The sequence below is a fragment of the Hansschlegelia sp. genome (assembly GCF_035538955.1).
Taxonomy (GTDB): domain Bacteria; phylum Pseudomonadota; class Alphaproteobacteria; order Rhizobiales; family Methylopilaceae; genus Methylopila.
This window is the reverse complement of sequence record NZ_DATLJK010000010.1, coordinates 52,992-72,479: the sequence shown is the minus strand read 5'-3', so window position 1 is coordinate 72,479 and position 19,488 is coordinate 52,992. Positions and strand designations below refer to the sequence as shown.

Below are 19,488 nucleotides of genomic sequence, written 5' to 3'. Positions count from 1 at the left end.
CTGCGGCCGAGAGCGACCGGATCGCCGTCGCCACTCCTTCGCCTGAGCCGCGCGTGGGCTGGTTGATGTGCGCGATCACCACGTCGCCTGAGCGAGCGGCGGCTATGCGGCGCGCCACTGCGGCCGCTGGCAGCGAGGCGCCCATGTCGCCATTGAGCGAGAAGCCCGCGACGCGAAAACCTTCCGCAGCGATCTCGTCGAGGGCGTCGCGGCTGTAGCGGGCCGTCGCGCCGCGGAACCAGATCGGCCGGGCGCCTGTCGCCGTCTCCACCGCCGCCGCGCCGCCGCCGACCTCCGCCCGCACCGCCTCGATGGCGCCGGCGGTCGTAATGCCGAACACGCTGTGGGCGTCGGTCACCACCGGCACATGCCGGGCGCCGTGGTTTTCGATCTCGAACAGATCCGGATGAGCCTTCAGGGTTGCGAGAGCCTCGGGGTTGCGCCGCAGCCAGCGTTCGGTGACGAAGATCGTCGCCTTGGCGCGGGTCTCCAGCAGGGCGTCGAGGATGCGGTGGTCGACCGCGCCCGAACAGGCGTCGAAGGTGAGAGCCACTTCGCGGACCGCAGGATCTGGCGACTCGATGGCGAGCCGCGGCTCGAACTCCAGCGCGCGGAGCGGCGTCCCGCCGAAAAGCAGCGCAGCGCTCAAGAGGATCGCCAGACGTGCGGACATCGCCGTTCCCACATTTCCTTCCGCGTCACGAAAAGCGCGCGCTTTTCGGCGAAAGCGGGGCGCGGTAAGCGGCGTCTTGGCGGCCGCCGCCGGCGCGCCTAGCTTGGGCCGCGATCCGCTGGAAAAGGCGGCCATGGAGACCGCATGCGATATCAGCGACGGAACGCGCTTCGCCTGACGCTGGCGCTGGTCGCGCTGGCATGCGGGGCGGCGAGCGCCGCCGACAAGCCTGATGAGTTCTGGTCGCTTGGCGGGCCCCAGAACCGTCAGGGCTTCAAGCTTGCGCCAGTCTCCGCCTTCCCGGTGGCGACGCCCGCGGAGGCCCTGCCGACCGCGAGGCTCCATGCGCCTCCCGGGTTCAAGGTCGAGACCTATGCGAGCGATATCCTCGACGCGCGCATGATGCGCCGGGGCGAAAAAGGCACGCTGTTCGTGTCGTCCCTGTTCGTCGCCAACAAGGTCTACGCCGTCGTCGACAAGGGGGGCCGGCGGGAGGTGAAGACCGTGGTCTCCGGCATGACCCTGCCGAACGGCATCGAGTTCCACAACGGTTCGCTCTATGTCGCCAACGCCAAGGAGATCCTGCGCTATGACGGCGTGGAGGGCCGGCTCGACGACCCGCCGAAGCCCGTGGTCGTCTACGACAAGTTCCCGGGCGAAAGCCCGCATGGCTGGAAATTCCTGAAGATCGGGCCGGACGGCAAGCTTTACGTGCCGGTCGGCGCGCCCTGCAATGTCTGTGAGCCTGACGAACGGCACGCCCGGATTTTTCGGATGGACCTCGACGGCTCGCATGTCGAGACCGTCGCCAAGGGCGTCCGCAACTCGGTCGGCTTCGACTTTGATCCGCGCTCCGGCGATCTATGGTTCACCGACAACCAGCGCGACTGGGTGTCGGACGACATGCCGCTCGACGAGCTCAACCATGTCAGCCGGATCGGCCAGGATTTCGGCTTTCCGTATTGCCATTCCGGCCTGATGACGGACCCCGAGTTCGGCCAGGGCCGCAGCTGCGACGAGTTCGTCAAACCCGCCGCGCTGCTCGGGCCGCACGCGGCGCCGCTCGGCATGCGGTTCTACACCGGCAAGGCCTTCCCCGAGAAATACCGGGGCGCGATCTTCATCGCCCGCCACGGCCCGTGGAACCGGACGCTGAAATACGCCGACGTCGCGGTCGCCTTCCTGAACGAGCGGCGCGAGGTGGTTTCGGTCGAACCGTTCCTCACCGGCTTCGTCGAAGACAATGATTATGTGGGCCGTCCGGTCGACGTGGAGGTGATGCCGGACGGCTCGCTATTGGTCTCCGACGACCACAATGGCGCGATCTACCGCGTCAGCTATGTGGGCGGCGCGGGCGAGTGACCGCCGCCCTCAGTCCTCCGGCTCGAAGTCCAGCGCCACGCCGTTGATGCAGTAGCGCAGGCCGGTCGGCGGCGGGCCGTCGGGGAAGACGTGGCCGAGATGGCTGCCGCAGCGCGCGCAATGCACCTCGGTGCGGACCATGCCGTAGCTGCGGTCCTCGGTGATCCCGACCGAGCCCTCGAGCGGCGCGCCGTAGCTCGGCCAGCCGGTGCCGCTCTCGAACTTGTCTCCGGAGGCGAACAGTTTCTGGCCGCAGCCGGCGCATGAAAACACGCCGCGGCGCTTCTCGTGCAGCAGCGCGCAGCTGCCGGGGCGCTCGGTGCCGTGGCGGCGCATCACCTGATACTGCTCGGGGGTGAGCAGCGCCCGCCACTCCTCGTCGGTGCGGGTGACTTCGTAGCTCTCGTCCAGCATCGCGGGCCTCCGTATCTCCGCCCCCATATAGGCGCCGGCGGAGCGCGCGTCAGGCGGAGACCGCGGCGCGCTCCGGTTGGGGCTCGCGCGCCGGCTCGGAGCGGCGGCGCGCCTCGGCGAGGCAGCGCTCCACGACGTCGCGCAGGCTGACCGCGACCGCATCGGCGCGGGCGGTCTGGCGGACCTCCTCGGCCGGCAGCTCGCGCTCCTCCGAGGTCCAGCAGGCGGCGACCACATAGGCGCTCGGCAGCCGCCGGCGGACGCGACGCACCACCAGCCGGACATGCGCCTCCTCGGCGTCGAGGAACGTCACGCAGACGATCGTCGGACCGGCGGCCTCCATCTCGACCACGCCGCTCGTCAGCAGGAAATCGTCGTCCTCGAGCTGCGGCGCGAGCCCGTGCTTGCCGAGCAGCTGCGCCACGATCTCGGCGGCCGCGCCTTCCACCGGCGTGCGGGCGCCGACGCAGCGCACCCGGTAGGCCCGGTCCGGCGGCCCGACATTTTCCGGCGGCGACGGCAGGTCGGCGGCGCTGGCGTCGTCCTCGACCGTCTCGATCGCGTCGATCGCCTCCGGGTCCTGGGTCTCTTCGCCCTCTTTGGGATCGGTGTCGTCGAAGACGTCGAGGTCCTCGATCAGCTCGGAGACCGAGGCGCGCAGCGCCTCCAGCCGCTCGGCCTGCAGAGCGCCCCGCTCGGCGTCGCGCTGGGCGAGCAGCAGGCCTGGCAGCGCGACCTCCTCGTAATAGGCCGACAGCGAGCGCTCCTGCAGCACCTGCCGGGCCTTTTCGGACGCCTCCAGCGGATCGCGCGCCAGCATGCGCTGGTAGAAGATCTCCGGCGGGCTCAGCGCCGGGCGGTCGCCGAACAGCGTGTCCAGGAAGGACAGGCTCGGCACATGCCGGCCGAGCACCACCAGGCAGACCGTAAGCGGGGTCGCGAGCACCAGGCCGATCGGGCCCCACAGCGCCGTCCAGAAGGTCGCCGACACCACCACCGCGACTGGCGACAGGCCGGTGCTGCGGCCGAACGCCATCGGCTCGATCAGATGCGCGAGCGTGAACTCGGTGATGCCGAACAGTGCCGCGGTGAGCAGGAAGCCGGTCCAGCCCGGATCGACCGCCGCCGCGAGCGCCATCGGGAACAGCGCCCCGATCACCGCGCCGATATAGGGCACGAAGCGCAGCACCGCGGCCATGATGCCCCACAGCGCCGCGCTCGGAACGCCGATCGCCGCGAGCCCGATCCCGATCACCAGCCCGAAGGCGGAATTCAGCGCGAGCTGCGTCAGCAGCAGCCGCGACAGCCGCCGCGCGGCGTCGTCGAGCGCCGCGGTGGTGCGCTGAATGTCCTGCGCGCCGGCGAGCCGCATGAAGCGGTTCCGGATGTCCTCGCGCTGCAGCAGGATGAAGATCACGAAGATGATCATCACGCCGGTGGTCGCCAGCGGATGGATCAGCGGCTCGATCATCGCCCGCAGGTTCTCGAGCGCGGTGGGCGGCGGCTGCCGCACCTGCACCGTCACCGGCTCCTGCGGCTTGCGTTCGTCGGCGCGGCCGGTCGGGAAGGGCTGCGCCGACCCCTTCGGCCGGTCGAGCTCCTCGCCGAGGTCCTGCAGCAGGTCTGCGGCGCGATCGAGCGTCGCGCCGCCGCCGATCATCTCGCCGATCGACTGCACCTTGGCGCGCATCGTCGACTGATATTTTGGGAGATCGCCCGCAAGCTGCGCCACCTGGCCGGCCAGCACGGCGCCGAGGCCGACGATCACCCCGAAGGCCATGAAGACCAGCGCCACCACGGCCAGGCTGCGGGGCACGCGGGCGCGCTTGGCGAGGCTGACCAGCGGCGACAGCACGAAGGCCAGCAGCAGCGCGAGCGCGATCGGGATCAGAAGGTCGCGCCCGACATAGAGCGCGCCCACCACCGCCGCGCCGACGATCGCCCACGACGCCACGATCAGCGGACCCTCGCCGGGCCTGCGAATCCGCTCCGCCACCAGATGCTGCACGCCGCGTGTTCCCTCGCCCGGCATGGTAACGGGCCGCGCGACGACTTGTTCCGCGCCATCGGCGCCCGCCCCCGAGATGGCGCCCGCCGCGTTAACGCCGCCGCGCCTTCTCCGCGCCGCGCCGCCTCTTTCCCTCCTCGCCGCGCAGCGATGGGGAGGGTGGCCTCGGCCGCAGGCCGAGGTCGGGTGGGGCCTCGGGCGTAGCGCTCAGTCTCCGTCATGCCCGCCTTCGCGGGCATCCACGACTTCCTCCGCCGTCTAGCCCACGACCCAAGTCGTGGATACCCGGCTGCGCCGGGCATGACGGCGAGGTTCGCCGGCTCGATCCTGAACCCACCCCACCCGGCCGGGCTTCGCCCGTCCACCCTCCCCTCTGCGAGGGAGGGAGAAGAGCGCGGGCGCGCGTCATCGGCCGCAGGCGCGGCTTGCTCTCGTCCAATCCTGGTCAAACAGCGGGAAGGCGCGGAGCGTCGGGCCGCCGCTCGTTCCGTAGTTCGGATAACCGGCCGCCCGGCGCTCCGCGCGCGGCGTCTTAACGATCGCTGCGGACCGCCTGCCGGCTTGGAACGGTCCTGGCCGAAGCCGGCCGGGAACCCGAAGCGCAGGGGTTTCGCGGAAGCCTTTGGAGCCGCCCAAAACCTCGCGCGTTCCGCGCCATCCGCGCCTTAAGCGCGTCCCCGTCGTAATGCGGGGCGGCGTCGTCGCAGAAGGGAGCCGGCCGCGCCTTTCGACGCTCGCACTCTCAACCCGCCGCAGTGCCGACCGTCCCGGGGCGGAAGACATCCGGTCATCCCCGCCGCAGGCGCCGCCCCTCCCCCACATGGCCGGCCGGTCCGGACACGCCTCCCGCGCGGGAGAAGGTGATCAGAGGAGAGCATGGAGGCGGCGGGGTGTCAAGGATTATTTTCCCAGACCCCCCCAGGCCAGTGGCCGCGGTCCGTCGTGCTATGCGCATCCTGTCTCAGCGGGCCGCCTGATACACTCGACGATAATATTCTAAGCGTCCTAAACTGACTTCGAATCGATCAACCATTCGCCGAGCGCGAATGAACGTTTCGCAAAATCTGCCGAACCATGGAGTTTCTTAGGGTGCCCTAGTATGCCGCCGATGGCGATAGGGCCAAACCTAACGGGATGCGCAAGTGATCGAAAAGGTTATATCGGAATGGCCAATCGTCAGCTCGGCACCCCTCACGTTCTTTGCTGCGCTTTTTGGCCTACTGGCTGTGATAACTCCTGCGATCTGGTGGCTATTAAACACCATGAAATCTGCTGAGCTATCCTCTATGTCTGCAGATATACAAGCGAAAGCAAGCGAGGTCGCATTTCTGAAGAGTCGAATAGATGCGTACGAGTCGAAGCTTGGCGTAACGACGCCAGATGAGGCGCAGAGTAAGGTTCTTGGTTTAGAGCGCCAGCTTTCCAAACCGGAGATAAGATTAAATTTACTTGGTGGAAACATATTTAATCCAGCGATGGCTCCGTGGAAAGATCAAATCTGCGGCGTCGCATTAGATGTTCGCGTATGGAATACCGGATCACCTAGCATTATAACAGAGTGGGGGCTTGTGATCGTATCACGTGGTAATACTCCTATAATTGCACAGCTCACTAAGATGCCTGAGCAGCTGACCACAACAGGTGAATATAATGGCGCAATACTCCGAGCAGCTGATGCCCTAGACACGAAGACCGCTTTCAACGAAGTGGGCCGAGGTGTCGTCGAAGGAATCCTTCTATTCTACGCAAGAATCAAGAGGGATGAGCTTGAACATCCTGATACTCGCCTTGAGCTCTATGCTAAAGATGCATATGAACGTGAGACGAAGGCCGTCATCCGAATGGGTCAGTGGCTTCGCCTCTAGAGGCACAGCCGTACGTCTCGTTCTCGGTATCGGACGAGCGGGAGCTGAACGCCGGTGTTGATGGGCTAAGCACTTTACCTCGATAAGGTGGGGAGAGTGCCAGCGTGAACTAGCCGGCGGCGACGACGCTTGCGAGGCGCACCCCTTAGAAGAGGTAGGAAGATTTTCTTTCTGTCATATCACCCCACCCGGCGCTGCTCCACCACGGTGGTCTCGTCGATGCCGCCCGCCTCGTAGAGCCAGCGCGCCAGGAAGCCAGCCGCGACGGCGCCGGCGATCGGGGCGAGCCAGAACAGCCAGAGCTGGGCAAAATAGCCGCCGTCGGCGTAGAGCGCCGCGCCGGTGGAGCGGGCGGGGTTCACCGAGGTGTTGGTGACCGGGATGGTGATCAGGTGGATCAGCGTCAGCGCGAGGCCGATCGGGATGCCGGCGAAGCCGGTGGCGGCGCCCTTCGAGGTCGCGCCGAGGATGATGAACAGGAAGAAGAAGGTCGCCAGCAGCTCCGTCAGGAAGCAGGCGCCGAGGCCATATTTGCCGGGGCTGAGGTCGCCAAACCCGTTGGAGGCGAAGCCGGCGGGGACGAAGCCGGCTTTGCCGGAGGCGATCAAATAGAGCGCGCCGGCGCCCAGGACCGCGCCGACCAGCTGGGCGGCGATGTAGGGCCCGACATGGCGGTTGGCGCAGCGGCCGGCGGCCCACAGGCCGAGCGTCACGGCGGGGTTGAAATGGCCGCCCGAAATGTGGCCGACCGCATAGGCCATCGACAGGACGGTGAGGCCGAAGGCGAGCGAGACGCCGAGGAAGCCGATGCCGAGATCCGGAAAGGCGGCGGCCAGCACCGCCGCGCCGCAGCCGCCGAAGACCAGCCAGAACGTGCCGAAGAATTCGGCGACCATGCGCCGCGTGAGATCGTCCGTCATCGCGCTCCCCCTGTCAGAGTCCAGGGGCGAAGCCCGGGCCGCGCCGCTGGATCTTCATCTACATAGATGAGCTCTTTTGCCGGCTGCGCGGAAGCCTGACCAAGGGCGGCCCGCCGGGCGGCGGCCGCGCGGGCTTTTCGGGGGCCGCGCAAGGCTCGCGTTCGGCCGGTTCGTGCCTATATTCGGGCCATGCCATCAAAGCCCTCCCGAAAGACCGGTTTCGCCGAAGCGCCGCAGGCCGCGTTCGACGCCGCCGCGCCGTCCGACCTGACCGCCGACCCGGAACTGCTGCGCGCGCTCGGCCGCGGCGGCGCGGCCGCCGACGAGGCCCGCCGCGCGATCGCCGACCGCGCCACGCAGGCGGCCGCGAGCGAGGGGCCCGAGGCGGAGGTGGTGACGCCGGCGCCGAAGCCTGCCCGCGCGCCGCGCGCGAAGCGCAAGGCCGCCGACCCGGCGGGCGCGGTCCCCGACCCGCAGAAGGCGCCGCGCGGCTTTGGGGCGGCGGACGAGACCGACCTCGCCGCCCTGCCGGCGGATTTCGACGCCAAGGCTTCCGTGTCCGCGACCGTGCGGGCGCTCGAGGACCTGATCCAGAACGGCCGGCCGGAGCTCAAGGGCAAGCCCTGGGTCCCGCACCGTCCGCCGCGGCCGGAGAAGCTGGAGAGCGGCCAGACTTTTGGGCTTGTCTCGCCGTTCGAGCCGAAGGGCGACCAGCCGACCGCGATCGCCGAGCTGGTGGACGGCATCCGCCGCCATGAGCGCGACCAGGTGCTGCTCGGCGTCACCGGCTCGGGCAAGACCTTCACCATGGCGAAGATCATCGAGCAGACCCAGCGGCCGGCGCTGATCCTCGCGCCGAACAAGACGCTCGCGGCGCAGCTCTATGGCGAGTTCAAGTCGTTCTTCCCCGAGAACGCGGTTGAGTACTTCGTCTCCTACTACGACTACTACCAGCCCGAGGCCTATGTGCCGCGTTCGGACACCTATATCGAGAAGGAGTCTTCGATCAACGAGCAGATCGACCGCATGCGGCACTCCGCGACGCGGTCCCTGCTGGAGCGCGACGACGTCATCATCGTCGCCTCGGTGAGCTGCATCTACGGCATCGGCTCGGTCGAGACCTACACCAGCATGACCTTCGTGCTGAAGGTCGGCGAGACGGTTTCGCAGCGCCAGCTGATGGCCGATCTGGTGGCGCTGCAATACAAGCGCGCCGACGTGAACTTCGTGCGCGGCACCTTCCGGGTGCGGGGCGACACGATCGAGATCTTTCCGGCGCACTATGAGGACCGCGCCTGGCGGATCGGCCTGTTCGGCGACGAGATCGAGTCGATCCACGAGTTCGACCCGCTGACCGGCCAGAAGATCGGCGAGATGGCGGCCGTGAAGGTCTACGCCAACTCGCATTACGTGACGCCGCGGCCGACGCTGAACCAGGCCATGAAGGGCATCAAGGCCGAGCTCAACGCCCGCCTCGCCGAGCTCACGAAGATGGGCCGGCTGCTGGAGGCGCAGCGGCTCGAGCAGCGCACCACTTTCGACCTCGAGATGATGGAGGCGACCGGCAGCTGCGCCGGCATCGAGAACTATTCGCGCTGGCTGACCGGCAGAAAACCCGGCGAGCCGCCGCCCACGCTGTTCGAATATCTGCCCGACAACGCGCTGGTGTTCACGGACGAGAGCCACGTCACCATTCCGCAGATCGGCGGCATGTATCGCGGCGACTTCCGCCGCAAGGCGACGCTCGCCGAGTACGGTTTCCGGCTGCCGAGCTGCATGGACAACCGGCCGATGCGCTTCGAGGAATGGGACGCGATGCGGCCGCAGACCATCCATGTCTCGGCCACGCCCGGATCGTGGGAGATGGAGCAGACCGGCGGCGTGTTTGCCGAGCAGGTGATCCGCCCGACCGGCCTGGTCGACCCGGAGATCGAGATCCGCCCCGCCCGCTCCCAGGTCGACGACCTGCTGGGCGAGGTCAAGGAGGTCGCCGCCAAGGGCTACCGCTCGCTGATCACCGTGCTGACCAAGCGCATGGCGGAGGATCTCACCGAGTATCTCCACGAGCACGGCGTGCGGGTGCGCTACATGCACTCCGACATCGACACGCTGGAGCGCATCGAGATCATCCGCGACCTGCGCCTTGGCGCCTTCGACGCGCTGGTCGGCATCAACCTCTTGCGCGAGGGCCTCGACATCCCGGAATGCGCGCTGGTCGCGATCCTCGACGCCGACAAGGAAGGTTTTCTGCGCTCAGAGACCTCGCTGGTGCAGACCATCGGCCGCGCGGCCCGCAACGTCGACGGCAAGGTCATTCTCTACGCGGATCACGAGACCGGCTCGATGCAGCGCGCCATGGCCGAGACCGCGCGGCGGCGCGAGAAGCAGCTCGCCTACAACGCCGCGAATGGCATCACGCCCGAAAGCGTGCGCCGCGAGATCGGCGACATTCTCAACTCGGTCTATGAGCGCGACCACGTCACGGTCGACAAGGGCTTCGCGGAGGACGCGCCGAAGATCGGCCACAACCTCAAGGCCACGATCGCCGACCTCGAGGCCAAGATGCGCAAGGCGGCCGGCGACCTCGAATTCGAGACCGCCGCCCGGCTGCGCGACGAGATCAAGCGCCTGCAGGCGACCGAGCTCGCGATCTCCGACGACCCGATGGCCCGCCAGGTCGCGGTCGACGCCGCGGCCGGCGGCTATGCGGGCGAGCGCAAATACGGTCGCAGCGCCAACGTCCCGCCGCGCCGCGGGCCCGCGAAGCCGAGCCTCGACGACATGGGCCCCGGCACCGACCGCGCGACCCCCCTGCTCCAGGGCGACGTCCCGCGCCGGGAGAAGCCGGACATGATGACGACGAACTTCCGGCCGGGCGGCCGGCGGCAGGGGCCGAAGCGGCGGTAGAGCGGTCGCGGTCTTCGTGAGACCCCTTCACCCCGGCCCTTTCCCGCAAGCGGGAGAGGGAGAAGAGGCCGCGGCGCTTCAGGTCCCCCTCTCCCGCTTCCGGGAGAGGGTAAGGGCATTGACCGGATTCGCGCCGCTGCCCTCTCCGCGCCCCCTCGTACTACTGCGTATGCCGCGGCGGTTCGCCGGCTGCTAGCGTCGGGTTTTCCGAAGGGCCGAGCCCCCGGGCCGGCGCATGGAGGCTGCCGCGATGCCCGCGCCCACGGTGTATCAGCCCCTCACCCCGATCTCGGGTTCGCACGCCAACCGTTTCGATAACGCGCCGGTCGTCACCGCGCTGCAGACCGGCGGCTTCGACATCGGCTGGACCTATGTCATCAGCTCGACCGACATCGACGCCCGCATCCAGCGCTTCGGCGCGGACGGCTCGCCCATCAGCGCCCCGTACGGACAGATCTATCCCAGAGGCACGGCGGACGATTTCGAGCGCCATCCGTCGATGGCCTCGAACGGGACAGTTCAGGCCGTCGCCTTCCTGGACCAGACGACGGAGTCTAATTCAAACCCGAACATCCAGCTCAGCCTCTATTCGGGGGCGAGCTTCAACAACAACGCCTTCACGGTGACGATCCCGATCGAGACGGGGTCGATGTACTCCTACGAGCCGACCGTGGTGGCGTTGGACAGCGGCGCCTTCGCGGTCTCCTGGTCCGACACCAGCAATGTCTACGCCACCGTCTACGATCCTGGCGCAGGCCTTCTGAGCAACACCGTGGTCGTGAGCACCGGCGGGGGCGGCGTCTCCACGCCGAGCCAAGGCGTCGGCCAGTTGCAGCGGCTCGGCATGACCTCGCTCTCGGGCGGCAATTACGCGGTGAGCTGGGTCGACGATTCCCAGCACATCCACTTCCGCATCATGTCGCCGACAGGCGGGGTTTCAGGCGACATCGACATCGGCGCCACGTCCGACAACAGCGAGTTCTTCACCTCGATCGTCGAGCTCGCGAACGGCCGCATCTCGCTCACCTACATGACCAGCGACCAATCGGGCGCCACGGATTACGATGTCTTCGTCCGGTTCTACAACGCCGACGGGAGCGGCGGATCGATCCCCTTCCGGGTCAACGTCAACTCCAGCAACGACTATGCGCGCTTCCCCGACTCGACGGCGCTGCTCGACGGGCGGCTGATGGTGGCGTGGGCCGACGGCTCGAATTTCGTCGGCCGGATCCTCAACCCCGACGGCTCCTACGACAGCGACGTCTTCACCATCGCGCCGGAGGGCTATGACCCGGCGCTCAGCCTGGCGACCCTTGCCGACGGCCGGGTGGTGGCGACGTTCGGGCAGAACGAGAACATTCCGGGCTGGAACGGCGAGCAGGACATCTACACCGTCATCCTCGACCCGCGCGTGGCCGCGGTTCATCTCGCCGGCACCGACCAGGCCGACCAGTATATCGGCACCAACTTCGCCGACACCTTCCTGATGGGGCGCGGCAATGATTCCGTGGTGGGCGGCCTGGGGGCCGACACGATCGACGGCGGCCAGGGCGCCGACACCATGGTCGGCGGCAATGGCGATGACGTCTATTACGTCGACAACTCGGTCGACCAGATCATCGAGTACCTCGAGGTCGGCGTCGATCAGGTGTTCGCCTCGGCGACCTTTTCGCTCGCCCCCAGCTTCACCGAGAACCTGACGCTGACCGGCTCGGCCGCGATCAACGGCACGGGCAACGCGCTCGAGAACGTCCTCGTCGGCAATGGCGCGGCGAACGTCCTCGACGGCGGCCAGGGGGCCGACACGATGCGCGGCGGCGTGGGCGACGACACCTATTATGTCGACAATGCGGGAGACCGGGTGATCGAGGCCAACGTGGCGGGCGTCGACACGGTGTTCAGCTCGGTCACCTTCTCGCTCGCCGGACAATACACCGAAAACCTGACCCTGACCGGCTCCGCCAACATTAACGCGGTCGGCAACGGGCTGGTGAACGTGCTGACCGGCAATACCGGCAACAACCAGCTCAATGGCGGCGCGGGCGCCGACGTCATGTCCGGCGACTTCGGCGACGACACCTACATCGTCGATGACGTCGGCGATCAGGTCACAGAGGCGGCAGGCGCCGGAACCGACACTGTCAGGAGCTCGATCACCTATACGCTGGGGGCGAACGTCGAGAAGCTGGTGCTGACCGGCTCCGGCGACATCGACGGGACCGGCAATTCGGCCGCCAATACGCTGACGGGGAATGCTGGCGACAACGTCCTCAACGGCGGCAGCGGCGCCGACACCATGGCCGGGGGAGCCGGCGATGACACCTATTACGTCCAAAGCGCTGGCGATCGCGTCATAGAAGGCAATGTCGTCGGGGTCGACACCGTAATCGCCGCGCTGACGTTTTCGCTCGCGGGGCAGTACATCGAGAAGTTGACGCTGATCGGCGCCGCCAACATCAACGGCGCCGGCAATGCGCTCGCCAACGAGCTGACGGGCAACTCCGGAAGCAACCAGCTCGATGGCGGCGCCGGCGCCGACACCATGACCGGCGGCGGCGGGGCCGATTACTTCCTGTTCAGCTCGACGCTGGGTGCGGCCAATATCGACCAGATCACCGACTTCAGCCATGCCGACGACACGATGCGGCTCGATGACTCCGTGTTCACGGGGCTTTCTGTGGGAGCGCTCTCGGCGGGCGCGTTCTACAAGGCGGCCGGCGCGGTCGCGGCGCACGACGCCTCCGACCGCATCATCTACAACACCACCACCGGCGCGCTGTTCTTCGACCGCGATGGAACCGGAGGGACCTATGCGGCCGTGCAGTTCGCGACGCTGACCACCCACCCGGCGAATGTCGACAACACGGATTTCGTCATCGTCTGAGGGCGTTCCGGCGAGCACTTGGCCCACGCTGTCTGGGCGGCGGGAAAACACTGGCGGGACTTGTCGGGGTCGGGCATGACGGGACGACCGTCGCCCGACCCCGCTTTATGACGCCTCATGATCCGCGTGACGCCCCAGATCTCCATCGACGACAGCGAAATCGAGGAGAGCTTCGTGCGCGCGTCGGGCCCGGGCGGGCAGAACGTCAACAAGGTCGCGACCGCGGTTCAGCTGAGGTTCGACGTGCGGCGCTCGCCGTCGCTGCCGAACGACGTCGCGATCCGGCTGATGCGGCTTGCGGGTTCGCGGCTCAGCAAGGAGGGCGTGCTGGTGCTGACCGCTCAGTCGCACCGCACCCAGGCCGACAATCGCGCCGAGGCGATGGAGCGGCTCGTCAGCCTGATCGCGCAGGCGGCCGAGCGGCCGAAGCGCCGGGTGGCGACCCGGCCGACCCGCGCATCCGAGGCGCGCCGGAGGGAGGACAAATCCCGCCGGGGCGCCACGAAGTCGATGCGGCGGCCGGTCTCGGGAGATTAGGGGCCGCGGCCTTCGGAGAGCTGCGGCGTCGCGGTCACAAGACGTGACGATTGTCACAATATCGCGCGCAAACCATTGCTATTTCAGGCTCCGGCGCTTATGTCGGCGTCCTCACCAACAACAATTCCGAGGCCTATCTCTGTCTATGATGAAGGAAGACACCTTCCAGTCGCGCCGCGATGCGGCCCTCGAAGCCAAGCAAAAGCTTCTTCAGCGTTTCAAGGTCGCAGCAGCGGATCCTGACGCCGAGCGTCGCAAGGCCGAGCGCGCCAAGATCGTAGAGGCGCGCGAGGCGCGGCTGCGGGCGAAGGCTGAGGAAGAGCGCCGCCGCGCCGCCGAGCTGGCCGCCGAAGAGGCGCGCATCGCCGCCGAGAAGGAGGCCGAGCGCGCCGCCGCCGAGGCCGCGAAGCTGGCCGCCCGTCCGAAGGCGATCAATGCCGCAGCCTATGCGCTCGCCGCGCGGGTCATTGCCGACACCGCTTCGATGCGTCGCAAGAGCGCCTGAGCTTCAGAGTTCAACGCATGAAAAAAGCCCCGCTTTTCAGCGGGGCTTTTTGTTTGGATCCGTCAGGCCGCGTCAGGCGGCCTTCTGGTTGACGCCGCCTTCGGCGAGCGCGCTCAGCTTGCGGTCAGCCGACTTCTCTTCCGTCAGGGTCTTCTCCAGCACGGTGGCGCAGTCGTTGCGGCCGAGCTGCCGCGCCCAGGCGACCAGCGTGCCGTAACGCGTCATCTCGTAATGCTCGACGGCCTGCGCCGAGGCGATGATCGCGGCGTCCAGCACCTGCTTGTCGTCGACGTCGCCAGCGATGTCATTGGCTTCCTCGATGATGCCGTTGATCGCCGGGCATTTGACGGCCTTGATCTCGGCGCCGTGCATCTGGAACACCTGCTCGAGCCGCCGCACATGCTCCTCGGTCTCGCCGAGATGGCTCTGCAGCCCCTGCTTCAGCTGCGGCGACGTCGCCTTGTCGATCATCTTCGGCAGCGCCGAGAGGATCTGCTTCTCAGCGTAATATACGTCCTGCAGCTGGTGAACGAAGAGATCGTCGAGCGTCTTGATGTCCTTGGAAAACAAACCCATGACTGGCCTCCTTTGAGGTCTCTGTTGTGAATCTCTGCGCGCGCGCTCGGCGCGTCTCGCGCACTGTCTAATCAACACATGCCGCGAGCGATCGTTCCGAGATTCGACGTGAGGGCCGGCGCTTCGGTCGTCGCCCAACCGCGGTCGCAATCCCGGGCGATGTCTGTAAATCCCTGAACGCCGGATCCGGTCCGTCGTCACCCGCAGGAGACCTCGATGCGCCGCGCCCTCGCCCTTGCGACCGCCCTCGCCGTGCTTCCCTTCGCAGTCCACGCGGAGGGCGAGCGGCGCGCGCCGTCAGTCTCCGTCGTCGGCGAAGGCTCCGTGTCAGCGGTTCCGGATCTCGCGATGGTGACGAGCGGCGTCGTCTCCCGCGCTCCGACGGCGGCGGCCGCGCTCGAGGCGAACGCCGCGGCGATGACCAAAGTGATGGCGGCGCTCAAGACCGCCGGGATCGAGGACCGCGACGTGGCCACTTCGGGGCTCTCGGTGCAGCCGCAATATGATTACGGGGATGGTTCCGGCTCCGGCCCGCGCGCACCAAGACTGGTGGCCTACGAGGTCCGCAACGCGGTTACGGTGCGGTCGCGCGCGCTGGACAAGGTCGGCGACCTGATCGACAGCCTTGTCTCGGCGGGCTCCAACCAGATCGAGAACCTTTCCTTCGAGGTCTCTGACCGGAGCGAGAAGCTCGACGGCGCCCGCCGCGAAGCGATGGCGGACGCAAGGCGCAAGGCAGAGATCTACGCCGCCGGCGTGGGCGCCAAGCTCGGCGCGCCGCTCGCGGTCTCGGAGCAGGATGCGAGCGAACCCGAGCCGATGCGGGCCTTCGCGGCCCGCAAGACGCTCGACGCCGCGCCAGCGACGCCGGTGGCGCGCGGCGAGCAGGAACTGCGGGTGCGCGTCAACGCGCGCTGGGCGCTCGCCGCCGAATAGCCGGCGCAAGGCCGGTCACCCGCCGTTAACGCCGAGGCGTCATGCTCCGCCGCGAGAACCGCATCAGGCGGGTTCCGGAACGGTGGTTGGGGGACCATGACATTCGGGTTCGGGCGCCAGACGGCGCATTCGCAGCCTGTGCAGGCTGCGCCGCGGCAGGACGCCGCTCAGGTTCTGGATCATGCCACGCTGGTGGCCGCGCTCGACGCGCTGAAGCGCGGCGCGGCGATCTCGCAGTGGCCGGAAGGCGACGCCGGCGAGGCCCTGAAGGCCTTCGCGGCCGAGCTCGACCGCCGCGGGCGGCAGGATCTCGAGACCATCGTGGGCTTTGCGGCGCAGGCCGCCGCGACCGGCCTCAGCGTCGGCTGGGTCACGCATGACGTGCGCCAGGTCGCCGAGAGCACCTCGACCATCGCCGGCGCCGTCGAGGAGCTTGCGAACTCCATCTCCGAAATGTCATCGATGGGCCGCTCGGGCGCCGACGACGCCGTGGCCGCGCGCAACGAGACCACGGCCTGCGTCGCCGAGATGCGTCAGGCGGCGGGCTCGATGGACGCGATCCGCGATCGCGTCAGCGGCATCGCGGACCGCATCGCGGTGCTCGAAGACGCGGTGCGGCAGATCGCCGACATGGCCGGCACAATCGAGGCGATCTCCAGCCAGACCAACCTGCTCGCGCTCAACGCCACGATCGAGGCGGCGCGCGCGGGCGACGCCGGCCGCGGCTTCGCGGTGGTGGCGAACGAGGTGAAGTCGCTCTCCGGCCAGACCGCCAAGGCGACCGAGCAGATCCGGGCGCGCATCGCGACGCTCATGGAAGAGACCGACGCGATCAAGCGCGCGACCGCCGAAAGCGCCGACGCGGTCGCCGCGGGCGAAGCCACGATCCGCGCCACCGGCGGCAAGGTGGAGGCCGTCGGCCAACACGTCTCAGTGATCACCACGCAGATGCACGCGCTGGCGGAAGTGCTCAGCCAGCAGCGCGCGGCGACAAATGAGATCTCCGAGAACGTCTCGCGCATCGCGGAGACCGCCAGCAAGACGCGCGGCGAAATCGACGAGGCGCTCGCCAAGCTGGTCGCCGCCGAAAGCGCGGCTCTCGCCGGCGTCGACGCGGCTGCGGGCAAGAACATCAAAAACTACGAGCTGGCGCGGCTCGCCGCCGACAGCGCGATCGCGCACCGCCGGCTGGGATCGATCCTGGTCGGGCTGACGCCGCCGACCTTCCCGGCGGACGAGTTCGCGAGCCGGCTGGACCGGGTGGGCGACCGCTGGCCGGAGCTGATGCAGCGCCGCGACGCGGTCCGCCAGGAAGCGGCCCGCATGATGTCGGCCGCCAAGGCGCAGGATTGGGGCGCGGCCTCCGAGGCCTTCCAGCGCGCCGAGGCGGCGCTCGCGGCGCTCGACAAGGCCGCGGTGGCGGAAGCCGCCCGCGCCTGAAGCGATACCTTGGCGCGGTCGGCGGCCTCCGCCGTCCGCGCCGTCAGGCCGCTGACCGCTCGACCGCCCGCGGGTTGATCTCGGCGACAGCGAGCGCGTTCAGCTTCTCGTCGGTCGCCTTCTCCTCGCTCAGCGTCTCGCCCAGCAGATCGGCCACCTCGTCGAGACCGCAGGCGTCCGCATAGGCGCGCAGCGAGCCATAGCTCGCGATCTCGTAATGCTCGACCTTCTGGGCCGCGGCGATCAGCGCCGCGTCCAGCACTTCGGGGGCGAGATCCTCCTTCAGCAGCTCGTCGGCCTCCTCCGCGAGGCCCTTCATCGCCTTGCACTCCTTCTCCTCGGGCTTGGTCTTGAGCAGCGAGAAGATCCGGTCGAGCCGCTTGATCTGGTCCCTCGTCTCCTGCAGATGGGCCTCGAACGCCGCCCTCAGATCGCTGGACGCGGCCGCCTTGGCGAGCTTCGGCAGCGCCTGCGTGATCTGCTGTTCGGCGCTGTAGACGTCGCTGAGCTCCTCGATCAGCAGGTCCTGCATCTTCTTCGCCATTCTCGCGTCTCCCAATATCGATGGATCGCGGAAACACCGCGCGCTGACGGTCTGTTCCCGGGACACGGTTCGAAGGGCTGCGCATGCGGAGACGCGGCCGGCGTCGGAACGAACTGCGACGTTCGTGCGATAGACAAGGGAACTTCGCAGCACGGAGAAGTCCCGGCAGGCCCGGGCGAGTCTCCGATCAGACTGACGAAACATTAAGCGAAAGATGAGGAAGAGCGCGGCCGGCCGTAATCCGTTAATGCAGGGTTCAGCTTGCCGCCTTCATCCTTCCACTATCAAGGAGACACTGTCCATGTTCGGCAATACTAAGAAGACGATCGCCGCCGCCGTCTCGGCGGCGCTGCTGGGCGCGGTGGCGGTTCCGGCCACGGCCTCGGCGGATTCCCGCCATTGGGGCCGTCATGGCGGCGGCCATCACTACTATCACGGCGGCCGCCATCACTATGGCCATCATCATGGCGGTCACCGCGGCCGCACTGCCGCCATCATCGGCGCGGGCGCGCTCGGCCTAATCGCCGGCGCGGCGGTCGCCAACTCCAACCGCGGCGACGACTGCTATCTGCGGAACCAGCGTTACATCGACTCGCGCGGCTATACGCGGGTGCGCCGCATCGAAGTCTGTCGCTGAACGACCAAACGGGGTGGAGCCTGGCTCCGCCCCGTCTTACTGCAGCTGACGGCCTAGCTCAGGACGCGCTGGTCAACTTCATCATGATAAGGCCGCAGGTGATCAGCGCCGCGGCCGCGAGCCGGCCTGCGCTCGCGCTTTCGCCAAGCACCATCACGCCGACCACGAACGCGCCCACCGCGCCGATCCCGGTCCAGAGCATATAGGCGACGCCGAGCGGCAGCGATCGCATGGCGAGCGCGAGCAGCCCGAGGCTGCCTCCCAGCGCCGCCAGAGTGATCAGAGTCGGCAGCAGCCGCGTGAAGCCGTTCGACTGCTTCATCGCATAGGCCCAGACGATTTCGAGCAGTCCCGCTACGAGCAGATAGATCCAGGCCATTCCGTGCCCCTGATGGGAGCCGGGCCGTCCCGGACCTGATCTCCGCTGAGCGGAGCGAGGACGTGGCCTCTCGGCGCGCGCCCTGCGGGCAGGGCATTTGTCGGTGGTCGGAGTGGCAGGATTCGAACCTGCGACCCCCTCGTCCCGAACGAGGTGCGCTACCAGGCTGCGCCACACTCCGCCGACCGACGGCGGCCTTATAGGGGGCGGCGCGGCGCTCCGCAAGCGGCCGTGGCGGCGTGCGCCCTGCGCCGGCTTCGGAACCTGCGGGAACCGCCGTTAATCCACCGCGTTTGTTGCTGGAACGCCGCCTCCGGCGGCCAGTGAAAGGCCTTTTGCACGATGGCGAACTCAAACATCAACGATAAGAGCGACGAGCTGGCCGGCACGGTCTCCCAGAAGGGCCACGAGGCCGGCGACAAGGCGAGATCCGCTGGCGCGCAGGTCGGCGATTCGGTGGCCTCCGCCGCAGACGCGGGCGCGCGCCGTCTGAAGGACGCCACACGCCGCGGCTCCGAGGCCTATGACGACGCCATGGACGACCTCAGCGACCGCAAGGCGTCGCTCGAGGAGACGATCCGCCGCAACCCGCTGGGCGCGGCCGCTGGCGCGCTGCTCGTCGGCTTCGTTCTCGGGCGTTTCGTTCTCTGACCGCTTGCGAGCCGGGACGTCAGCTCGCTCACAGGGCGCAGGGCGCCGCAGGAGAAACGACGATGGTGAACAAGAACACCGTTAAGGGGACGGCCAAGGAAGCGGTCGGCAAGACCAAGGAAGCCGCCGGCAAGGCGACCGGCGATCGCGAGCTCGAAGCCAAGGGCAAGGGCGAGGCTGCGGCCGGCAAGGTGCAGAAGGCGGCCGGCAAGGCGACCACCGCGATCAAGTCCGCGACGAAGTAATCCCA

At 68.1% G+C, this 19,488-nt stretch carries 17 protein-coding genes, 1 tRNA gene and 1 pseudogene; 11 read left to right on the top strand and 8 right to left on the bottom strand.

The features are described 5' to 3' along the window. Positions 1 to 181: 181 nt before the first annotated feature. Positions 182 to 673, bottom strand: a pseudogene (locus VM780_RS06675) (polysaccharide deacetylase family protein); the annotation flags it as partial. Positions 674 to 817: 144 nt separating this feature from the next. Here VM780_RS06675 and VM780_RS06670 point away from each other — a divergent pair. Continuing rightward, a complete protein-coding gene (locus tag VM780_RS06670) occupies positions 818 to 2,035 on the top strand; it encodes a PQQ-dependent sugar dehydrogenase (RefSeq protein ID WP_325446390.1) in 1,218 nt (405 codons plus the stop codon). A 9-nt stretch (positions 2,036 to 2,044) separates the two neighbouring features. Here the strand turns inward: VM780_RS06670 and msrB are convergent, their stop codons facing one another. After that, positions 2,045 to 2,449, bottom strand: a complete 405-nt coding sequence (gene msrB, locus VM780_RS06665; protein ID WP_325446388.1) for a peptide-methionine (R)-S-oxide reductase MsrB — start codon at positions 2,447 to 2,449, stop codon at positions 2,045 to 2,047. Between the two features lie 49 nt (positions 2,450 to 2,498). Continuing rightward, the gene (locus VM780_RS06660) at positions 2,499 to 4,457 is read right to left on the bottom strand and encodes an AI-2E family transporter (protein WP_325446386.1); all 1,959 of its coding nucleotides are present in this window, start codon (positions 4,455 to 4,457) and stop codon (positions 2,499 to 2,501) included. 1,142 nt (positions 4,458 to 5,599) lie between these two features. Here VM780_RS06660 and VM780_RS06655 point away from each other — a divergent pair. Beyond that, on the top strand, positions 5,600 to 6,322 hold the full coding sequence (locus tag VM780_RS06655) for a hypothetical protein (protein WP_325446384.1): 723 nt from the start codon (positions 5,600 to 5,602) through the stop codon (positions 6,320 to 6,322). A gap of 179 nt (positions 6,323 to 6,501) precedes the next feature. Here VM780_RS06655 and aqpZ read toward each other — a convergent pair whose 3' ends face one another. Continuing rightward, positions 6,502 to 7,242, bottom strand: coding sequence for an aquaporin Z (gene aqpZ, locus VM780_RS06650; RefSeq protein WP_325446382.1), 741 nt, complete (start codon positions 7,240 to 7,242; stop codon positions 6,502 to 6,504). A 189-nt stretch (positions 7,243 to 7,431) separates the two neighbouring features. Here aqpZ and uvrB point away from each other — a divergent pair, with 189 nt between their 5' ends. The 4 genes from uvrB to VM780_RS06630 all read left to right on the top strand — a co-directional run bounded on the left by uvrB (position 7,432) and on the right by VM780_RS06630 (position 14,075). Continuing rightward, on the top strand, positions 7,432 to 10,149 hold the full coding sequence (uvrB, locus tag VM780_RS06645; protein WP_325446380.1) for an excinuclease ABC subunit UvrB: 2,718 nt from the start codon (positions 7,432 to 7,434) through the stop codon (positions 10,147 to 10,149). Positions 10,150 to 10,399: 250 nt separating this feature from the next. Continuing rightward, positions 10,400 to 13,033: a calcium-binding protein gene (locus tag VM780_RS06640; protein ID WP_325446378.1), complete on the top strand. Its 2,634-nt coding sequence runs from the start codon at positions 10,400 to 10,402 to the stop codon at positions 13,031 to 13,033. Positions 13,034 to 13,150: 117 nt separating this feature from the next. After that, positions 13,151 to 13,570 carry an alternative ribosome rescue aminoacyl-tRNA hydrolase ArfB gene (gene arfB, locus VM780_RS06635; protein WP_325446376.1) on the top strand — a complete coding sequence of 140 codons (420 nt, stop codon included), beginning with the start codon at positions 13,151 to 13,153 and terminating at the stop codon, positions 13,568 to 13,570. 145 nt (positions 13,571 to 13,715) lie between these two features. Then, the gene (locus VM780_RS06630) at positions 13,716 to 14,075 is read left to right on the top strand and encodes a DUF6481 family protein (protein ID WP_325446374.1); all 360 of its coding nucleotides are present in this window, start codon (positions 13,716 to 13,718) and stop codon (positions 14,073 to 14,075) included. Positions 14,076 to 14,147: 72 nt separating this feature from the next. Here VM780_RS06630 and VM780_RS06625 read toward each other — a convergent pair whose 3' ends face one another. Then, the gene (locus tag VM780_RS06625) at positions 14,148 to 14,651 is read right to left on the bottom strand and encodes a ferritin-like domain-containing protein (RefSeq protein ID WP_325446372.1); all 504 of its coding nucleotides are present in this window, start codon (positions 14,649 to 14,651) and stop codon (positions 14,148 to 14,150) included. Positions 14,652 to 14,867: 216 nt separating this feature from the next. Between VM780_RS06625 and VM780_RS06620 the strand changes: the two genes are divergently transcribed. Both VM780_RS06620 and VM780_RS06615 read left to right on the top strand, forming a co-directional pair. Then, positions 14,868 to 15,587, top strand: coding sequence for an SIMPL domain-containing protein (locus VM780_RS06620; RefSeq protein ID WP_325446370.1), 720 nt, complete (start codon positions 14,868 to 14,870; stop codon positions 15,585 to 15,587). Between the two features lie 96 nt (positions 15,588 to 15,683). Beyond that, complete coding sequence (locus VM780_RS06615) at positions 15,684 to 17,027, top strand: methyl-accepting chemotaxis protein (protein WP_325446368.1); 1,344 nt, start codon at positions 15,684 to 15,686, stop codon at positions 17,025 to 17,027. A gap of 43 nt (positions 17,028 to 17,070) precedes the next feature. Here the strand turns inward: VM780_RS06615 and VM780_RS06610 are convergent, their stop codons facing one another. Next, positions 17,071 to 17,571, bottom strand: a complete 501-nt coding sequence (locus VM780_RS06610; RefSeq protein ID WP_325446366.1) for a ferritin-like domain-containing protein — start codon at positions 17,569 to 17,571, stop codon at positions 17,071 to 17,073. A 301-nt stretch (positions 17,572 to 17,872) separates the two neighbouring features. Between VM780_RS06610 and VM780_RS06605 the strand changes: the two genes are divergently transcribed. After that, positions 17,873 to 18,208 carry a hypothetical protein gene (locus VM780_RS06605; RefSeq protein WP_325446364.1) on the top strand — a complete coding sequence of 112 codons (336 nt, stop codon included), beginning with the start codon at positions 17,873 to 17,875 and terminating at the stop codon, positions 18,206 to 18,208. A 58-nt stretch (positions 18,209 to 18,266) separates the two neighbouring features. On the opposite strand, the gene VM780_RS06600 is transcribed toward VM780_RS06605, so the two are convergent. Further along, complete coding sequence (locus VM780_RS06600) at positions 18,267 to 18,587, bottom strand: DMT family transporter (protein WP_325446362.1); 321 nt, start codon at positions 18,585 to 18,587, stop codon at positions 18,267 to 18,269. Positions 18,588 to 18,691: 104 nt separating this feature from the next. Further along, positions 18,692 to 18,768 (bottom strand) — tRNA-Pro (locus VM780_RS06595). Between the two features lie 161 nt (positions 18,769 to 18,929). On the opposite strand from VM780_RS06595, the gene VM780_RS06590 reads away from it, so the two are divergent. Both VM780_RS06590 and VM780_RS06585 read left to right on the top strand, forming a co-directional pair. Next, the gene (locus VM780_RS06590; RefSeq protein WP_325446360.1) at positions 18,930 to 19,238 is read left to right on the top strand and encodes a hypothetical protein; all 309 of its coding nucleotides are present in this window, start codon (positions 18,930 to 18,932) and stop codon (positions 19,236 to 19,238) included. Between the two features lie 62 nt (positions 19,239 to 19,300). Continuing rightward, positions 19,301 to 19,483 carry a CsbD family protein gene (locus VM780_RS06585; RefSeq protein WP_325446357.1) on the top strand — a complete coding sequence of 61 codons (183 nt, stop codon included), beginning with the start codon at positions 19,301 to 19,303 and terminating at the stop codon, positions 19,481 to 19,483. Positions 19,484 to 19,488 lie beyond the last annotated feature (5 nt).